Below are 16,906 nucleotides of genomic sequence, written 5' to 3' on the forward strand. Positions count from 1 at the left end.
CTAAAATACAATCGCGATTTCCCGTAATTTTTTTTTATGTTAAAATTTATAATTGTAACCTAATCGAACCACTTGCGTTTCATAATAGTCAGTACTGTTATAATTAAAATTCAGACCTTGAATTTGTTTCCTGATTACTAATGTATTTAAAATGTCGGTTGCATTCAGGAAGAATTCTCCCTTGCCATTTTGGACTGATTTTTTAATACCTAAATCAATTGAAAATCTAGAGCTTATTTTCCCCTGCGGAATGATATCCGGTGCTAAATAAATTGCCGTTACTTGAGCATCTACTTTTTTAGATAAATGCAATGTATTGTTCCACTTTATATTTCCGGAGAAAATTTCTTGTTTCTCCGCTGAAAAAGTATTGGGTTTTGGATACTTATTTTCAACAGTAAAAGCATTAATTTGATTGTGATAGGCAATTAAATTAAAGTTGAATGAGTACCATTTTGCGATATCGAGCGAAAGAACCATTTCACTCCCTGTATTGAAGCTTTTATCTGCATTTTGGAAAATAGCATAAATTAAATTGCTGTCTGGGACCGTTGATGAAATTCGGGTGATGGTGGCATTTGCAAAACGGTGGTACGCTGCCGAATAGAAATATCCTTTTTTTAAGTTCATTTTATAACCCAGTTCCAATAAATTGGTGAACTGCGGGCGAAGGGCAGGATTCCCAACCTTGATGATTTCTGCATCATCGTATTTTGGAAATATTCTAATATCGACTTCATTTGGTCTGTCTACTCTACGATTGTAAAATAAAGATATTTTATTGTTGTCATTAATTTTGTATGCCAATCGCACATTTGGAAAAGGTTGGGTATAGCTGTACCCGTCACTTTTATAGGTATTATGATTGGGATTGACATTGTATTGCAAATCGACATATTCTACTCGCAAACCCAGTTCCGCCTCAATTTTATTGTTTTCAAAAATATAATTTCCATATACTGCCGGAATAATTTCTTTGTAAAATGCTTGTCCGCCAGCACCGCTATCTATTGGAGAATTTGCTCCGGGAAAGAACTGCATATTGGTTGGAATATCCCTTTTTCTGAATTTAAAACCGGTTTCAAATCTTCCGTATTTTAAGGGTTTGATATAATCAACATTAAAGTCGGCTACTTTCTCATCTGATAACAATTTGAAAGCATCTTTTCCGGTGTAGGTTGGCAGAATATTATCAAAAAAATATTTTTCATCTTCTCTGTGGAAAGTATAATTGAAACCAATATTTAACAAACGTCCTGCTTCTTTAAACTTGTGCTGGTATGCAGCAGTAGCCATAGCGGTGGTTTTTAATTCATCTTCCAAAAATTGCCACAATCGTAATCGTTTCGAATAATTTTCATTGAAAAAGGGCTGGTCTCCGTTATCTATGATTTTTTCGGTTCCAAACAGACCCGAAACAGTAAGTGAATTTCGGTCGTTAATATTCCAGTCAATTCCAGTTTTTAAAGTAGTGAAATGCGTATTCCGATTTCTTTTGGATTGTTGATTAATAATAGTTCCATCAGTGTAGGTTCGCGTTACAAACTCATTTTTATTGAGCGTTTCAGTATAAAGATAATCACCCTGAAAAAAAGCATTAATTTTATTTTTACGATAATTAAGTGAAAGTGTCGGATTAATTTTTGGTGTTAATGAGTATTGTGGTCGAATAGTTGGTAAATTTTCTTTTCTTTCCCACAGCGCACCCAATCCAGAAGTAAAACCCACTTTTCCGTTGAATCCCTCTTTTTTATTTTTCTTGTAAATAATATTGATAATTCCAGCGTTTCCGTTGGCATCGTATTTCGCAGAAGGATTGTTGATGATTTCAATTTTTTCTATCGCAGATGCGGGTATATTATCTAAGCCCGATTGATTTCCAAATCCTGTTAATGCGGTTTGTTTCCCATCAATTAATACGGTGACTTTATCGTTACCTCTAATTTGTACTTTCCCGTCTTGCACGGAAACACCGGGCAAATTTTGCATTGTTTGCAAAACAGAACCACCACTCTGACTGATATTATCTGCCACAGAGAAGGTTTTCTTATCCATTTTCTGATTGATAAGTTCTGTCTTTGAAACGACAACTACTTCATTTAAAATAGTAGCATCTTCTTCTAATTCAATGCTTCCCTCATCTAGAAATTCTGATAATGAACCTACATAAATAGCTTGGTTTTTTGCCTTGTATCCAATAAATGTAAATTCTAAAAAGTAATTTCCGGGAACAACATTCGAAAATGAAAACCTTCCCTCTTCGTTAGTAACAGTTCCCGCAAGCAAAACGTTGTCTTTTGTGTTTTTCAAAAGGACATTTACAAATGATAAAGTCTCTTTTGAGGTTTTATCTTTTGTAATTCCCGATATTGTGATGCCTTTGCTTTGTCCGAATGAATTTGAAATTGATAATATTAGAAATGAAAGTAATAGTATTATTTTTTTTTGCATTGTCTTGATTTTTATTCTTTATTTAAAATTTAAACGCCAAAATTGCGATTGGAGTTTGAAGAAATATTGAATTTTAGAATCGAATTTCAAAAATGTGTAATTTATCTTTGTAACTGTAAATAATTTCCCAATTGTTGTTCTCTACAATTTTCTTAATTATTGATAAGCCCAAACCATTCCCTTTCGAGGATGGATTTACTTTAGAAAAACGTTCAAACAATTTATCTGTTACGAGTGACTTTGATATTCCCGTATTGGAAAATACTAAAGAATTCTTACGCAGTACAACATTTATGCTTCCACTAACAACATTATGATTAATTGCATTCAGAAACAAATTACTGATCAAGATTTCAGACAAAAACATGTTCGTTTGAACGAATATATCTGCTTCTAAATCTGTGTTGATACTTATATTTTTTGATAATGCCTGTTCGTTAAAAAAATCCAATTGATTTGTGATAACCTTATTAAAAAGAACCTTTTCAGGAATGTTATAGTGCTTGCTTTCTATTTTTGATAAAAGCAAAAGGTTTTTATTCAATCGGTTAATCCTTGTCGTTGTATTATTTAATTTGTCGAGTATTTCAAATTGTTCTTCCGTTACATCGTCTCTTTGCATTAATGTTTCCAATTTTCCTTTGAAAATAGCAATTGGTGTTTGTAGTTCGTGTGCCGCATTCTCAATAAATTCTTTTTGGCTTTTATAAATGCGTGTGTTTCTTTCAATTAATTTATTTATTGCCAGATTGAGTCGATTGAATTCCTCAATAGAATTTTCAGCTAATTTTGGATTGGAACTTTTGTCAATTTCAAATTTCTCTATTTGTTCGAGAGTGTCATAAAATGGTTTCCAAAGCGTGATAGACAATTTTCTGGTAATGATGAATAAACCAATCAGAAGAATTAAAATAATGATGGTAAACACCATTAAAATACTGATAATAAAATCCTTGTTGTCAACTAGGTTTATTCTGGCAGTAAAAAGGTAGGGCTTATTATTAATTGTAACTGGAGCATTGAGTACCCGATAGGGTTCGTTTTCTTTATCCAAATTATTATAAAAACTATGGCTAAATAGCGTGTCTCGAGAAATTATTTTTTGAACTTTGACTATTTTTATATCCCTATTCCACTTATTCCAAACAGCAACATCCTTGTCTTTTAACTGCGGCGCAAACAACAGCTCAAATTCTTCTTTTTGAAGTAGTAAAGCTTCATCTGTTTCATGTAGATACAGTAATTGAGTTATATAAAAAAATAATGGCGCTGCTGAAAGCATCACTATTAAAGAAAATAAAACATAGTATTTTAGAGTAGTATGTAATAATTTTTTATTCATTGTTCCATTTGTATCCAATTCCGTAAACTGATTTTATGTAATCATTGCTTCCGGCATCGTTTAGTTTTTTTTTCAAATTCTTGATGTGGGCATACACAAAATCATGATTGTCCAGCATATCCGCCATGTCACCCGACAGGTGTTCAGCTATGGCGCTTTTAGATAAAACTTTGTTTTTATTCCCAATTAGAAACAACAACAAATCAATTTCTTTTTTGGTACATTCAATTTTTTTATCTCCAATTTTGACCGATTTTGCTAAAGTATCAATTTCAATTTCATTAAATTCAATTTTATTATTTCCGTCGAATTTTTTACGTCTTACCAAAGCCTGAATTCTTACCAACAGCTCTGAAAGATGAAAGGGTTTTGTCAAATAATCATCTGCTCCAAGATTGAATCCCTCGATTTTGGTCTCTAACATTTCTTTAGCCGAAATTATAATAATTCCCTCTGATTTATTTAGACTTTTCAATTCCTTTAAAATCGAAAACCCATCACCATCAGGAAGCATTAGATCGACTAAAATGCAATCATAATCATAGATAGTTATTTTGTCCAGCGCCGTTTGGTAGGTGCTTGCGGTTTCACAATGAATATCATTAGCTTTTAAATAACTTTTTATGCTGCTGGCAATATCAATTTCGTCTTCAATGATTAAAATTTTCATACTGCAAAGTAATGATTCAAATTTGAATGAAAATTGAATTTCGAAATTAAATTACTATTGTGTAATTGACATCTGCATCAATAAATTTAACAACTGAATTTATAGCTGTTGATAGTGAGAATTTTCTATTCAAAAAGATTGATAAGCGACAAATTCCTAATTTAAATATGCGAAGTCAGTTTAATAAAAGAAGACAAAAGTTGTTTTTATTCTTAGAAGAAGTAAGAACCAAATTAGCTGACGGTTTTTAGAATTTAAAGATTATTATATTGTCGAAAGTATGCCGTTGTAAATTTGCAGATTTGTTCGTCATGGGAAAATTAAAACCTGTAAAAATGAGTTTGAAACTATACCTTCAAAAAAATTTTGTGCTTCTCAAAAGAACAGATTTTACGGATATAAACTGCATAAAGTTTGTTTGGTCAAAGGGATTTTTTCATTTCTTTAATAGCACAAAAGCAGCCGTTCTTGATGTCTATTTTAAAAAAAAATAAAACAACAAATGTCTGAATGTCTGTTGCTTGGAGTCAGAGGTCACTTGTCTCAAAGCATTCCATTAAATTTGTTTCAAACGGTAAATATCAAATGAGAAACTCCCAACAGAAAAAATCAAAATGACTTTAAACCACACTCTCATATTTTTACAAAATCACGGAAAAGAATCGAAACATTGTTTTCGCAATTACGTAACCAATTTAGAATTAGAATCAATTATGTCAAACTTTTGAAGGTTTTAAAACAAGAATTTTAACAAAAATAACAGCATTAAAATTGGTGAAATATATCAATAAATTTATTTTTGATCGACCAATAAATAATATCAAAAATCAAATCATTCGATCACACCTAACGAGTTATTAATATTTTAATTCCTGTCCTTGTACCCGTACCACTCAAAAAAATAGTTTGAAAATAAAAAACTGAAAAAAGAAAGCAAGTAGTACTAGGCTTATGGACGTGCAGAGCTATAAGTTTCGAAAGGTTACCAGTGCAACACAGCCATTATGCGCTCGCAGCATCCATGAGACATGACCTTAGCTTGCTTTTAGTCCGTTTTATATTAAAACTGTATTTAAAATCGTATCATTTTTCACAAAATAAAATCTGATATTAAGAAATATCAGATTGAGGCAATTGATTGAGCAATAGTTGCATCCCTACCATTAGTATGTACCGGACTGATAATATTTTTCTTTAAAGAATATTTTTTTCAGAGGATAAAACAGATGGTTAACTGGTTTTGGATTATAACTTAATCCTGTTTAGCAATTGTAGCGTACGTTCATCCGGTATGCTGTTAAAATATTTTTCCAAAACCTTAGCAAATACTGGGTTGGCATTTTCTATTGTCGCAAATAATGTCATGCAGGAGCGTAATTTTAAATCGTCTGGAGTTCCAAATATTTCTGAAGCTGTTTTTCCCTCAAGTTGAAGTACAACTAAAGAAATTTCAATCAGGTGTTGTCCCAAAACAGGATGTTGTAAATACTCAGTAGCTTCATTCCAATCTTTTATACCGTAAAAATGTGCGGTTTCACTCGAACCTAATCCTTTTAATTGGGGAAAGATGTACCACATCCAATGGGTGTCTTTTTTGCCTTTTTTTAGTTCTGAAAGTGCTTTCAGGTACACTTGATTTTGTGCTTCCAAGAAACGGATTAATTCGGTGTTGCTAGTCATTTGTTTATTTTGTTTGCCATTGGAAAATTGAATACCTAAGATACTTCATTATGTATGCCTCATCCAAGGTGTTTATTGAAAATTTGTGAGAGCAGTTGCAACATCTACTTGAAAATAAATTGATCTGCGAAGAAGTTCGTACAGGAATTTAAGACCTAGTCGGAACCTGCGAGTTTCGCCAAAACATACTGATGCTATAACTACCTGATGTAAATATTTAGATGCAATTGGAATGAATTATGATTCTTCCTCGGATAGTTTAAAACGGACTTTGCCAGGATATTTCTCAGCATAAGCAAGGATTAAATCCACACTGTATTGGTTGCTTTTGTATGAAGTAACATGATCTTTTATTTCAGAGGGATCGGTAAAACCAATATCCGATGCAATATATCCCATGCCATAAAAGTGACCGTTTTCAATCCAAATGCAACTGCGTTCTTCAGCAGTCCTGCCTTTGTCTATAATGGCAAAGCTTGGCCTGTTTTTGACTAAAAAATCAATGGCATTTTCGACTTGCTCGTTGTGTAGTTCGACTTCGGGTAAATTGTCCCGGTCCGGTTTTGGGATAAATTCTCCGTGGTCGTCCATGCCGTAATTACAGAATCGGTTATCAATGCGAAATTGTTCGGCTAGGCTGCGCAATACATTGATGCCTTTATACAAACTATTGAAAGACTCTATGCACGCCTGAAATTTGCCTAACTTTCCAATAGCCAAGTATCGATAACCGCTGCGCGCTTCATATTCATACAGCCCATACTTAGGGTCAAAGCGTTTGAGTGCCCTGTTGTAGGTAGGCCACAGTTTCTTAATTTCAGTACATTCCAGCAGCAGCGCCATTAATTCGGTAGCACAGACTTCAAAGGAAATACTGTGTATTTCTCTCAGGAAATTTTGCCTTTGTGGCGTGATATTATGGCCACTGAAATGGGAGGCTACCCGTTTCTTTAAGTTAATTGCCTTTCCTACGTAAATGACTTTCCTTGTCTGATCATAAAAATAATACACACCTACTTTTTCAGGTAACTGCTCAAAGTCAGCAGGCGGTAGGTTAGGAGGTAAGCGCTGGTCTTGAGCAGTTTTTTTTATCATTTTTTCGATTACTCTTTCAATGTCCCATTCCAGCAGACGGGAAAATAATATGGCTGTGGCATCCGCATCACCGCCGGCACGGTGTTGGTTTATCAAAGGGATGTCTAAGGATTGGCAAAGCCTTCCCAAGCTGTACGAAGCCAATCCTGACTTAATCTTTCTTGCTGCGCGAACGGTGCACAATTTTGGCGCGGTCCATTTGAATCCGCTTGCTTCGAGTTGGTGTCGAACAAACGAATAATCAAAGTTGACATTATGGGCAACGAAAATGCGTCCGGTAAGCATTTCTAAAACTTTTTCAGAAATAGTATCAAAAATAGGTGCATCCCGAACCATTTCATTGTTAATGCCGGTTAGCGAAAAAATGGCAAGCGGTATTTCTTTTTCTGGGTTGACGAGTGTTTCCCAGCGGTCGATTACGCTGGTTCCGTTATGAATAACAATGGCAATTTCTGTAATGCGACTGTTACTGGCATTACCGCCTGTGGTTTCTATATCTACTATTGCGTATTCCTGTTTTTTCATTTGGTATATAACGTGAATTGTATTGTTATTCTTGTGTAAAAGATTAAAGCAATTATATTTCTTCCTAAAAGGTCAAACCGACTCTTTTTTTGCACCCACCTCCATTTTATGCCTCGGCAGATTAATCTCATGTTCCTGTGGATACGGTGCCCGATGGGTCATGCTGACATCTTCCCGAATTTGTTCATGAACTTTATATTGCCTATCAGAAGTGTTGGAATACCGCGGATCGGGGAGGAACGGCATTTTTGCCATTTTGGTAACCGTGATCGTAGGGAAATGATAGTCTACCTCTACAGTTCCTAAAAGCAAATAACAGCCACCGCCTTGGAACGGATATTTTTCCAGACTTTTTGTAAAATGTGCCGTATCGAAATATTCCCCCTCTATGTCTACCCAAGTTCCAAAATACATGGTTCCCATTTTGGTAGGTACATGTTTTCTTGAAATAAGGTAAGCCAGCATCTTTACAGTTTTTTTATGATGTTTTAGTAAATCTTTTGCCATTACGTCCCCCCGATATTTGGTTTGCAACAAATCGAAAGGAGTACAGGAAACCGGAAAACTCAATAGCTCGATTTCATCAAAAGCATCTTCAAAAGGGGAGCGTTCGAGTATAGGGAGTTCATATTCTTTGATTGGTTCCTGAAGCAGCATCAAGTTTCTATTTTCGGGTTTGAAATTGACTAAGATGAGTCTGGCAATCACCAGCAATTGGTTTTTTGTTTTTCCCGTAAAGCGGAAGGCTCCGATAAAAATCAAAATTTGTATGCCTTCAATACCGATGGGAATGCGGTTGATAAAATCTTCTAATGATTTAAATGCACCTTGTTCCTGCCGTTCTTTAACAATACCATGCGCTACTTTACTTTCCAAACCTTCCAGAAGCATGAAACCCAAATAAACGTCGATGCCGTATACCGTAGTTTCATAATCGCTCTTGTTTACACAAGGATTCTGAATGGTTGCACCCGACATTTTGGCTTCATGTACGTATACTTCGGTACGGTAAAAACCACCCTGATTATTAATAACGGCAACCATAAATTCAATAGGGTAGTAGACCTTTAAATACAAGCTTTGGTAACTCTCGACAGCATAAGAGGCAGAGTGCGCTTTACAGAACGAGTAGCCGGCAAAGGATTCAATTTGTCGGTATATTTCTTCACTTAACTTAAGCGGATGTCCTTTTTGCGCACAGCAGGCAAAGTAATTGTCTTTGACTTTTTGCAAAGCAGCTTTGGATCGTCCTTTCCCACTCATGGCTCGACGCAGAATATCTCCATCGGCAGCTGGAAGTCCTGCATAATGTAAGGCAATTTTAATGACGTCTTCCTGATAGACCATCACCCCATAAGTTTCGCCTAGCTGTTCTTTAAAAACGTCATGAAAATATTCAAACTTATCGGGATGGTTGTGCCGGAAAATGTATTCTTTCATCATACCGGATTGGGCGACACCCGGGCGGATAATGGAGGAGGCTGCTACTAAGGTTTTGTAGTTATCGCATTTCAGACGGCGCAACAAGCCACGCATGGCCGGGCTTTCAATATAAAAGCACCCAATTGTTTTTCCATGGCTCAAAAAGTGATTGGCCTTGGCCTCATTTTTTGATATAGCAGTATCTCGGATATCGACTTTGATTCCCTGATTTTTTTCAATCAACTTCACACTGTCATCGATATGACCGATCCCGCGCTGACTCAGGATGTCAAACTTTTCAAAACCAATATCCTCGGCAATGTGCATGTCGAACAAAACAATTGGAAACCCTTTCGGAGGCATTTCTAGTGGCGTGTAATTGGTTATGGGTTCTTCGGAGATCAGGATCCCACAGGAATGCATGCTGCGTTGATTTGGGTATTTTTCGAGCAACATCCCGTATTCCTGAACTAACTTTACTATTGGGTTTTTATCATGTAACGCCATTGGATTTTTAGCCAATGCATCCAATTCTTCTTTGGGTAACCCAAACACTTTACCCACTTCCCGGAATATGGAACGGTATTTAAATTCGACATTGGTTCCACAGAAGGCCACATGATCGGCACCGTAAGTATCAAAAATATATCGGAGAATGGTGTCGCGTTCTTTCCAGGACCAGTCAATGTCAAAATCGGGTGGACTTTTGCGGTTTACATTTAGGAAGCGTTCAAAATACAAATCCAGTTCAATAGGGCAGATGTCGGTGATGCCCAAACAATAACTCACGATACTGTTGGCTCCGCTACCCCGACCGATGTGCAAAAAGCCCTGACTCATGCTATATTGAATAATGTCCCAGGTGATCAGGAAATAGCCGCTGAATTCCAGTTGGTCTATCACCTTTAATTCTTTTTCCACTCTTGCTGTTGCCTGCGGATTATCGGCACCGTACTTTTTGATTAATCCTTCGTGAGCCAACTTCGTCAAAAGCTGCATGTCGCTTTCCCGACTCCCGGAATAGTATTTTTTGTTTTTGGGCGTTTTGAAGTCGAATTCAAAATGACATTGATCCATCAACTTTTGCGTGTTTTCGATAATTTGCGGATACTCCTCAAATTTCGAAAGCAGTTCCTCCACAGGAATCATTACTTCAGATGTTTTGCAATAATCGTCCAAAGTCAATTTGGACAAGATCACATTGGTATCGATAGCTCGAAGAATTTTATGCAGATTGAATTCTCTTTTGGTACGGAAAGTGACGGATTGTAAAACCACCATTTTGTCAAGCAAAGCTTTCCATTCCGGTAAAAATAATTTGGGAAGCTGATCCGGAGCAATGCCTATATATTCATGATCTTTTAGTTCTGCTGGCTTATTTTCGAAAGGATAAATAATGCAGACGGAATTAAAGGAAGGAGCAGTCAAAGGCAAAGAAGTACCCTCAAAATTATGTTTGGTCAGAAAGCGGTTCATTTCGGCGAGCCCATCGGCATTTTTAGCCAAACCGATATAACGCAGTTGATGGTTGTAGCGAAATTCGATACCCACTATTGGTTTTATCCCAAGCTCGTGGCATGCTTTTGTAAAATCATAGATACCGGTAACCGTATTAATATCCGTTAATGCCATTGTCTTAACACCACAACCAACCGCCTGCTGTATGAGATCCAACAGCGGAATAGTGCCGTAGCGCAGCGAATGAAAAGAATGACAGTTGAGGTACATGAGTTACATTTTGCGTTTTAAAATCTCGGATTTGTTATTGGGTTTAAATGTTGCGCCGGCACAACGCATTACGGCATCAAAGCCATACCGGCTTTTCATTTTGTCCATGGCTTGATACAACGACAGCATTTCTTCGGTGTCCTCAAATAAATTGATTTGATAGGTTCCACGAACGAGTCCACTGAAACGAATTCCGATTAATCGCAGTCGCATTCGACGCTGGTAAACTTTATCAAATAAATCGGTAACGGATTTAGTCAGCATGTGATCGGCTGAGGTATAGGGGACTTTGCATTGTTTGGTTTCAGTATCAAAATTGGAATACCGTATTTTAATAACTACCGTGGAAGTCAGCCATTCTTCGGAGCGCAACTGAAAGGCCAGTTTTTCGACCATTCCAATCAGTATTGATTTTAGTTTTGGAATGTCAATGGTATCCTGACTAAAAGTATGTTCCGTTGAAATGGATTTCCGTTCGGTATACGGTTCCACTGGATTGGTATCGATGCCATTGGCTTTCTTCCAAATGTCGATGCCATTTTTACCGATCATTCGTTGTAAAACTTCGGCAGGCATTTCTGAAAGCGTCTGAATGGTACGGATTCCAATTCGGGATAACAGCTGAAAAGTAACATCGCCCACCATTGGTATTTTTTGAATCGAAAGCGGATTTAAGAAAGACCGTACTTTATTTTCGGGTATTTCTAAGTTTCCTTTGGGTTTGGCTTCACCTGTACCAATTTTTGAAACGGTTTTGTTTATCGATAAAGCAAAGCTTATTGGTAATCCTGTTTCTCTGGTAACGGATTGTGCCAGTTCGTTGGTCCATTTGTAACCCCCATAAAATTTATCCATTCCAGTAATATCAAGGTAAAATTCATCGATGCTTGCCTTTTCTACAATAGGTGCTTTTAGTTGGATCACTTCGGTTACGTCATGCGATAATTTGGAGTACAATTCCATATCACCTTTCATCACTTTTGCCTGAGGGCAGAGGCGGAGTGCCATTTTAATAGGCATGGCGGAACGCACTCCGAAGGTACGGGCTTCATACGAACAAGAAGCCACTACGCCACGATCCCCGCCACCAATAATTAAAGGGATTCCTTCCAGTTTTGAATTTCCCAGTCTTTCGCAGGACACAAAAAAAGTATCCAAATCCATGTGTACAATTGCTCTTTCCATCTTCTTTTCGTTTTTTATACTTTGCAAAATTAGTACAGATGATAACAAATTTGTCTATATTTGTTGTTACAAATTATAACAAAATACCTATGTCTTTATTTTCCGACAACATCAGGAACCTTAGGGTGCAACAAAAGATTTCACAAGAAAAGCTGGCTGAATCGTTAGCAATAACCAGGGGCAGGTATGTCAAATATGAAGACGGAACCTCGGAAGCCCCGTATGAAATACTGAAGAAAATAGCGCATTACTATCACATCAGCATTGACCTATTGCTATCTGTGGATGTGAGGAAAATTCCTTTGGACAATTTGTTGAAACTTGAGGATAATAGAATATTATTGCCTATTACAGTGGATTCAGCCGGAGATAATTTTATTGAAGTCGTTACGCAAAAAGTAAAAGCCGGGTATTTGAATGGGTATGCCGATCCGGAATATATTGAAAGTCTGCAGCAAATTTCATTGCCGTTTTTGGGCTCGGGTAAGCACAGGGGTTTTCCGGTGGAAGGAGATTCGATGCCACCACATGCAGATGGTTCCATAATCGTTGGGCGGTATATTGAAAAGTTAGGAGACGTCAATGATGGCAAGACCTATATACTGATCACCAAAAATGAAGGTATGGTATACAAGCGATTGAATAAAAACAAAAAGAATGTACTGTTTGTGGAATCAGACAATAGTTTTTATCCGGTTTATGAAGTCAAGGTTTCCGACATTCTTGAAATTTGGGAATACGTGTGCAACATTGGACTCACAGATAAAAAACAGGAATTAACGGAAACGGCAAGTGTGACCGACATGTTTTTGGAGTTGAAAAGAGAGATTAAAGATTTGAAATTAGGTATTAATAAACAGACGATACAATAAAAAAACTATTCTACAAATGACAAAAATGCACTTTATGAACTGGACAGCAAAATTTATAAAGCATAGAAACGAAAGTAGAATCGCAGTTTACTTTGAAAAAAAAGGCTGATTTAATCGAACGTACCTGCCTGCCGGCAGGCAGGTAAAACAAATAGAGGGAGCGAGATGGAGTCAGCAAAAAACAGTGTGGCACATTCCGGATACAACTGAAAACAGAGCACGCTTTAAAATAGAACCTTTGGCAAATTCGCTGCAATCGGAGGAAGGGATAATTCAAATTGAAAAGTTCAAGCAATAGCTTCGTTCTAAACAGTATAGTGAAAGTACCATTACTACCTATAGCGAAACCTTGAAATCCTTTTTGATTTTCTACCGAGAAGAACCCATTTCCGAAATCACAAATGACGATGTAATCATTTACAACAATGACTATATCTTAAAGAATAATTTGTCAGCATCTTACCAAAACCAAATCGTTAACGCTATAAAACTGTATTTTATGACAGTCAGAGCAACAAAAATTGAAGTTGATAAAATTCACCGACCAAAACGAGCTAAACTTTTACCCAATGTATTAAGCAAAGAAGAAATAAAATTGATATTAAATGCTCATAGTAACATCAAACATAAAATGATGCTTTCATTGATTTATAGTTGTGGCCTGCGTTGTGGCGAATTATTGGCATTGCAACCCGTTCATATAAATTCTAATAGAAACATTGTATTACTAAAAAATGCCAAAGGCAAAAAAGACAGGATAGTCCTATTAAGCCCAAAAATTTTAGAAATGCTACGGGAGTATTAGAAAGTATTTAAACCCACAACGTATTTATTTGAAGGGCAAACGATCGGATTACAATATGATGCGCGAAGTTTGCAACTAATATTGAAACAAGCGTTACAAAAAACAGGAATTATAAAGCTAGTCACTTTGCACTGGCTTAGACCAGCTACGCCACTCATTTATTAGAAAGCGGTACTGATTTACGATACATTCAAGAATTATTGGGACACAATAGCAGCAAAACGACCGAAATATACACTCACGTAAGTACAAAAAGTATCCAACAAATAAAAAGTCCTTCTGATGATTTGTAATAAAAATATTATTTATACATTTGATAAAAATACGCTACTCCGTAGCGACTATACATCCTAAATTGGGTAGATTGTCGCTACTTTGTAGCGAGTATATATAAGTTATGCCGGATTGCTCCGTTAACGAGACGCAACCGATTTTAATTAGGCCTTTTAGCAGGAAAAGAATTTAATGACGCTGAAACCGAGCTGACCGAAATCTGATTTTTAATTGTTGCGGACAAACAAACGTGAACCGCTTTTCGGACAACCGAGGGCGGAATTTTTTTGTCGATTTTTTTTGAGGTTTAATTGAAGCTTTTCAAAGTTGGGCTTATAATGCGGAAACTATTTGAAGCGGAAAATTGGAAGGAGGAAATTCATTCGCAATTGGAATCGATAATTGGAAGGCGGAATGGCGTTCGCAATTGGAATAGATAATTGAAATCGATGTACATTCGTGCTCAGCGTGTGTGTCACAACCCTGCATAACAGCTGCTACACGTGATTTGGGCAATTGGCTTAATGGGGAAATAGGTTTGTATTTGTAAGAATTTGGTTAAACCGAAAAATTACGCTAATTTAGTCCCAAACCACGTGTAGCACCAAGACGTTAGCAGTCATATTATGAAAAAAATAGCGATAACAATTTCTTTAATAATTTTAATGTTTTGCTCTACAATGTGCAAAAATAAAAATATTGAAATCAACAGAATTACATATAAATGGAATGCACAGAAATCAATTGGAAAAAATTGCGAAGATTGTGAAGTTAATTCTAAAGAATGTTGCGAAATAGAATATCTGGGAGTAAAATATGTAAAAAATGCTTCTTTTGAAATTAACGCTTTGGGGGAAATCGAAAAGGTTTACAGTTATCACGTTCCATTAGGTGTGAATATTTTAACAATAGATGATTATATCAATACTTTTCAAAAAGACCAAAGTTTAAGAAATCAAAAAATAATTTGGGACAAATCGAAAAGAGAAATTATTGACAATGAAAAATCAATTAGTGAATTTGAAATTGACACAAAATTAAAAAAAATATACATTTTAAATAACCAACGAATAACTATTTACGAATATAATTAAAAATACGACTGCTAACAGCCATTTTGAGCTAGCTGGTATTTAGTGGAATTATCGTTTCGCATCACGTTTTCGTTAAGCCGAAAATTGAGCGGTTACGAACTTCCAGCCATCACAAAGTGGCATAACGTTATGCGTCAACTTCGTGCGACGCTGGAAAAGTTGAATAAAATTCTAATTTATGTTTAACAAACTAATCAGAATTAACACAAATTTTGTCTATCTTGTAATGCAAGAAAACGCAAAAGAAGAAGAAATGTAATATAAAAGTTGCTAACTGAAAATTGCGATCAGAAAAATTCTGAAAGAAATACGGAAGTAAAAAAGTTGCTAACCGAAAATTAGGGTCAGAAAAGTTTTGAAAGAAATGTCGAAAATGAAAAGTTGCTAGCCGAAAACTGCGGTCAGAAAAATTTTGAAAGAAAAACCGATAATGAAAAGTTGTTCGCCGAAAATTACGGTCAAAAAAATTTTGAAAGAAATTTCGAAAATGAAAAGTTGCTAACCGAAAATTGCGGTCAGAAAAATTTTGAAAGAAAAACCAAAAATGAAAAGTTTTCGCCGAAAATTACGGTCAAAAAAAAATCTGAAAGAAATGTCGAAAATGTAAAGTTGTTAACCGAAAATTGCGGTTAGAAGAATTCTGAAAGAAAAACCGAAATATGAAAGTTGCTAGCCGAAAATTATGGTCAGAAAAATTTTGAAAGAAAAACCGAAAATGAAAAATTGCTAGCCGAAAATTGCGGTTAGAAGAATTCTGAAAGAAAAACCGAAATATGAAAGTTGCTAGCCGAAAATTACGGTCAGAAAAATTATATACGAAAAAATAATGACAAAAATAAAGTCGAACGCATAACAAGGGTTTTGCGAAATTGCGAAAAAAGTGAACACTTCACGTTTTGCTATCGCAAGAAATTCATATTTTTACAGAAAATAGATAGTTACGAAGTTCGCAACTTCGCAAAGCCCCGAACGTTAACTGCCATTTTATGAAAAAAATACTACTATCCATATTATCAGTATTTTACTTATGTTCATTTGGACAAAGTAGAATTAAAATCGTTGAATTTTACAATGTCCGAAATGCTGAATTTGGCTATAATTATAATTTACCAACAGAAACGGGAAAAGAAATAATCGGAAAGAGCAAAGATTACGAAATAGCTATTTATAACTCAAACGTTGGAAATTATCAGATAAATATATTCAGTGAAAAATATTTTGAAAGGAATGAACAAATACACGAATTCAATAAATATTTTGAAAAAATAAGAAAAGCTGAACATACTGAATTAAAAAATGCTGAAATTAGTTCGTCGAAAGTAGATTTTGAAAAGAAAATATTTATTATATATGGCAAAAAAGGAAACAGAAAATTTATCTGGAAATCAATTATTAGTGAAATTCCAGTAAGTGGAGAATTTGGATTTAACACAATTATTTTCTTTTACGAAAACACAATTAAAAATAAAAAAATTGGCCTAAAATTAATTGAGAAATTTGGACAAAAATAAAAAAAACGGCAGTTAACAGCGGTTTGGCGCAATTGGGGTATTAGGCTAACTTTATAGTTGGTCTTGTACTTGAAAGTTAGTTATAAATCAATACATTTGGCTAACCAAATCCCCAACTGACGCCAAGCCACGGGACGTTACCTGCAAGCGAAGGACGACACAACATAAATAAAGAACAGACATTTATGAATAGATTTTTTTTAATAATTCTAACTTTTTCACTTTTTGCAATTGATTGTAATGGGCAGAAAGT

At 35.5% G+C, this 16,906-nt stretch carries 12 protein-coding genes and 2 pseudogenes; 7 read left to right on the top strand and 7 right to left on the bottom strand.

What is annotated here, in order from left to right:
* Positions 1-39 precede the first annotated feature (39 nt).
* From ACP7AV_RS07970 to ACP7AV_RS07980, 3 genes are all read right to left on the bottom strand, one after another.
* Positions 40-2,451, bottom strand: a complete 2,412-nt coding sequence (locus ACP7AV_RS07970) for an outer membrane beta-barrel protein (protein ID WP_426091488.1) — start codon at positions 2,449-2,451, stop codon at positions 40-42.
* Positions 2,452-2,524: 73 nt separating this feature from the next.
* Positions 2,525-3,793 carry a sensor histidine kinase gene (locus ACP7AV_RS07975; protein ID WP_426091489.1) on the bottom strand — a complete coding sequence of 423 codons (1,269 nt, stop codon included), beginning with the start codon at positions 3,791-3,793 and terminating at the stop codon, positions 2,525-2,527.
* Entirely contained in the window at positions 3,786-4,463 is a 678-nt protein-coding gene (locus ACP7AV_RS07980) for a response regulator transcription factor (protein WP_426091490.1), read from the bottom strand. The genes ACP7AV_RS07975 and ACP7AV_RS07980 overlap by 8 nt, the downstream gene beginning before the upstream one ends.
* A gap of 86 nt (positions 4,464-4,549) precedes the next feature.
* On the opposite strand from ACP7AV_RS07980, the pseudogene ACP7AV_RS07985 reads away from it, so the two are divergent.
* Positions 4,550-5,324: pseudogene (locus tag ACP7AV_RS07985) on the top strand (IS982 family transposase); the annotation flags it as partial.
* A 384-nt stretch (positions 5,325-5,708) separates the two neighbouring features.
* Here the strand turns inward: ACP7AV_RS07985 and ACP7AV_RS07990 are convergent.
* From ACP7AV_RS07990 to dinB, 4 genes are all read right to left on the bottom strand, one after another.
* On the bottom strand, positions 5,709-6,143 hold the full coding sequence (locus ACP7AV_RS07990) for a DUF1810 domain-containing protein (RefSeq protein ID WP_426091491.1): 435 nt from the start codon (positions 6,141-6,143) through the stop codon (positions 5,709-5,711).
* Positions 6,144-6,380: 237 nt separating this feature from the next.
* Entirely contained in the window at positions 6,381-7,763 is a 1,383-nt protein-coding gene (locus ACP7AV_RS07995; protein WP_426091492.1) for an exonuclease domain-containing protein, read from the bottom strand.
* Positions 7,764-7,835: 72 nt separating this feature from the next.
* Positions 7,836-10,913, bottom strand: a complete 3,078-nt coding sequence (locus ACP7AV_RS08000) for a DNA polymerase III subunit alpha (protein WP_426091493.1) — start codon at positions 10,911-10,913, stop codon at positions 7,836-7,838.
* Between the two features lie 3 nt (positions 10,914-10,916).
* A complete protein-coding gene (gene dinB, locus ACP7AV_RS08005; protein ID WP_426091494.1) occupies positions 10,917-12,098 on the bottom strand; it encodes a DNA polymerase IV in 1,182 nt (393 codons plus the stop codon).
* A gap of 89 nt (positions 12,099-12,187) precedes the next feature.
* On the opposite strand from dinB, the gene ACP7AV_RS08010 reads away from it, so the two are divergent.
* The 6 genes and pseudogenes from ACP7AV_RS08010 (at position 12,188) to ACP7AV_RS08035 (ending at position 16,653) form a co-directional block, all read left to right on the top strand.
* Positions 12,188-12,970: an XRE family transcriptional regulator gene (locus tag ACP7AV_RS08010; protein ID WP_426091495.1), complete on the top strand. Its 783-nt coding sequence runs from the start codon at positions 12,188-12,190 to the stop codon at positions 12,968-12,970.
* A 349-nt stretch (positions 12,971-13,319) separates the two neighbouring features.
* A pseudogene (locus tag ACP7AV_RS08015) lies at positions 13,320-13,427 on the top strand (integrase); the annotation flags it as partial.
* A gap of 42 nt (positions 13,428-13,469) precedes the next feature.
* Positions 13,470-13,775: a tyrosine-type recombinase/integrase gene (locus ACP7AV_RS08020; protein WP_426091503.1), complete on the top strand. Its 306-nt coding sequence runs from the start codon at positions 13,470-13,472 to the stop codon at positions 13,773-13,775.
* A gap of 188 nt (positions 13,776-13,963) precedes the next feature.
* Positions 13,964-14,068 (top strand): hypothetical protein, encoded by a 105-nt coding sequence (locus ACP7AV_RS08025; RefSeq protein WP_426091504.1) that lies wholly within the window; start codon positions 13,964-13,966, stop codon positions 14,066-14,068.
* Positions 14,069-14,728: 660 nt separating this feature from the next.
* Entirely contained in the window at positions 14,729-15,142 is a 414-nt protein-coding gene (locus ACP7AV_RS08030; protein WP_426091496.1) for a hypothetical protein, read from the top strand.
* A gap of 986 nt (positions 15,143-16,128) precedes the next feature.
* Entirely contained in the window at positions 16,129-16,653 is a 525-nt protein-coding gene (locus ACP7AV_RS08035; RefSeq protein WP_426091497.1) for a hypothetical protein, read from the top strand.
* Positions 16,654-16,906 lie beyond the last annotated feature (253 nt).

The sequence above is a fragment of the Flavobacterium sp. DSR3-2 genome (assembly GCF_049896525.1).
Lineage (GTDB): Bacteria > Bacteroidota > Bacteroidia > Flavobacteriales > Flavobacteriaceae > Flavobacterium.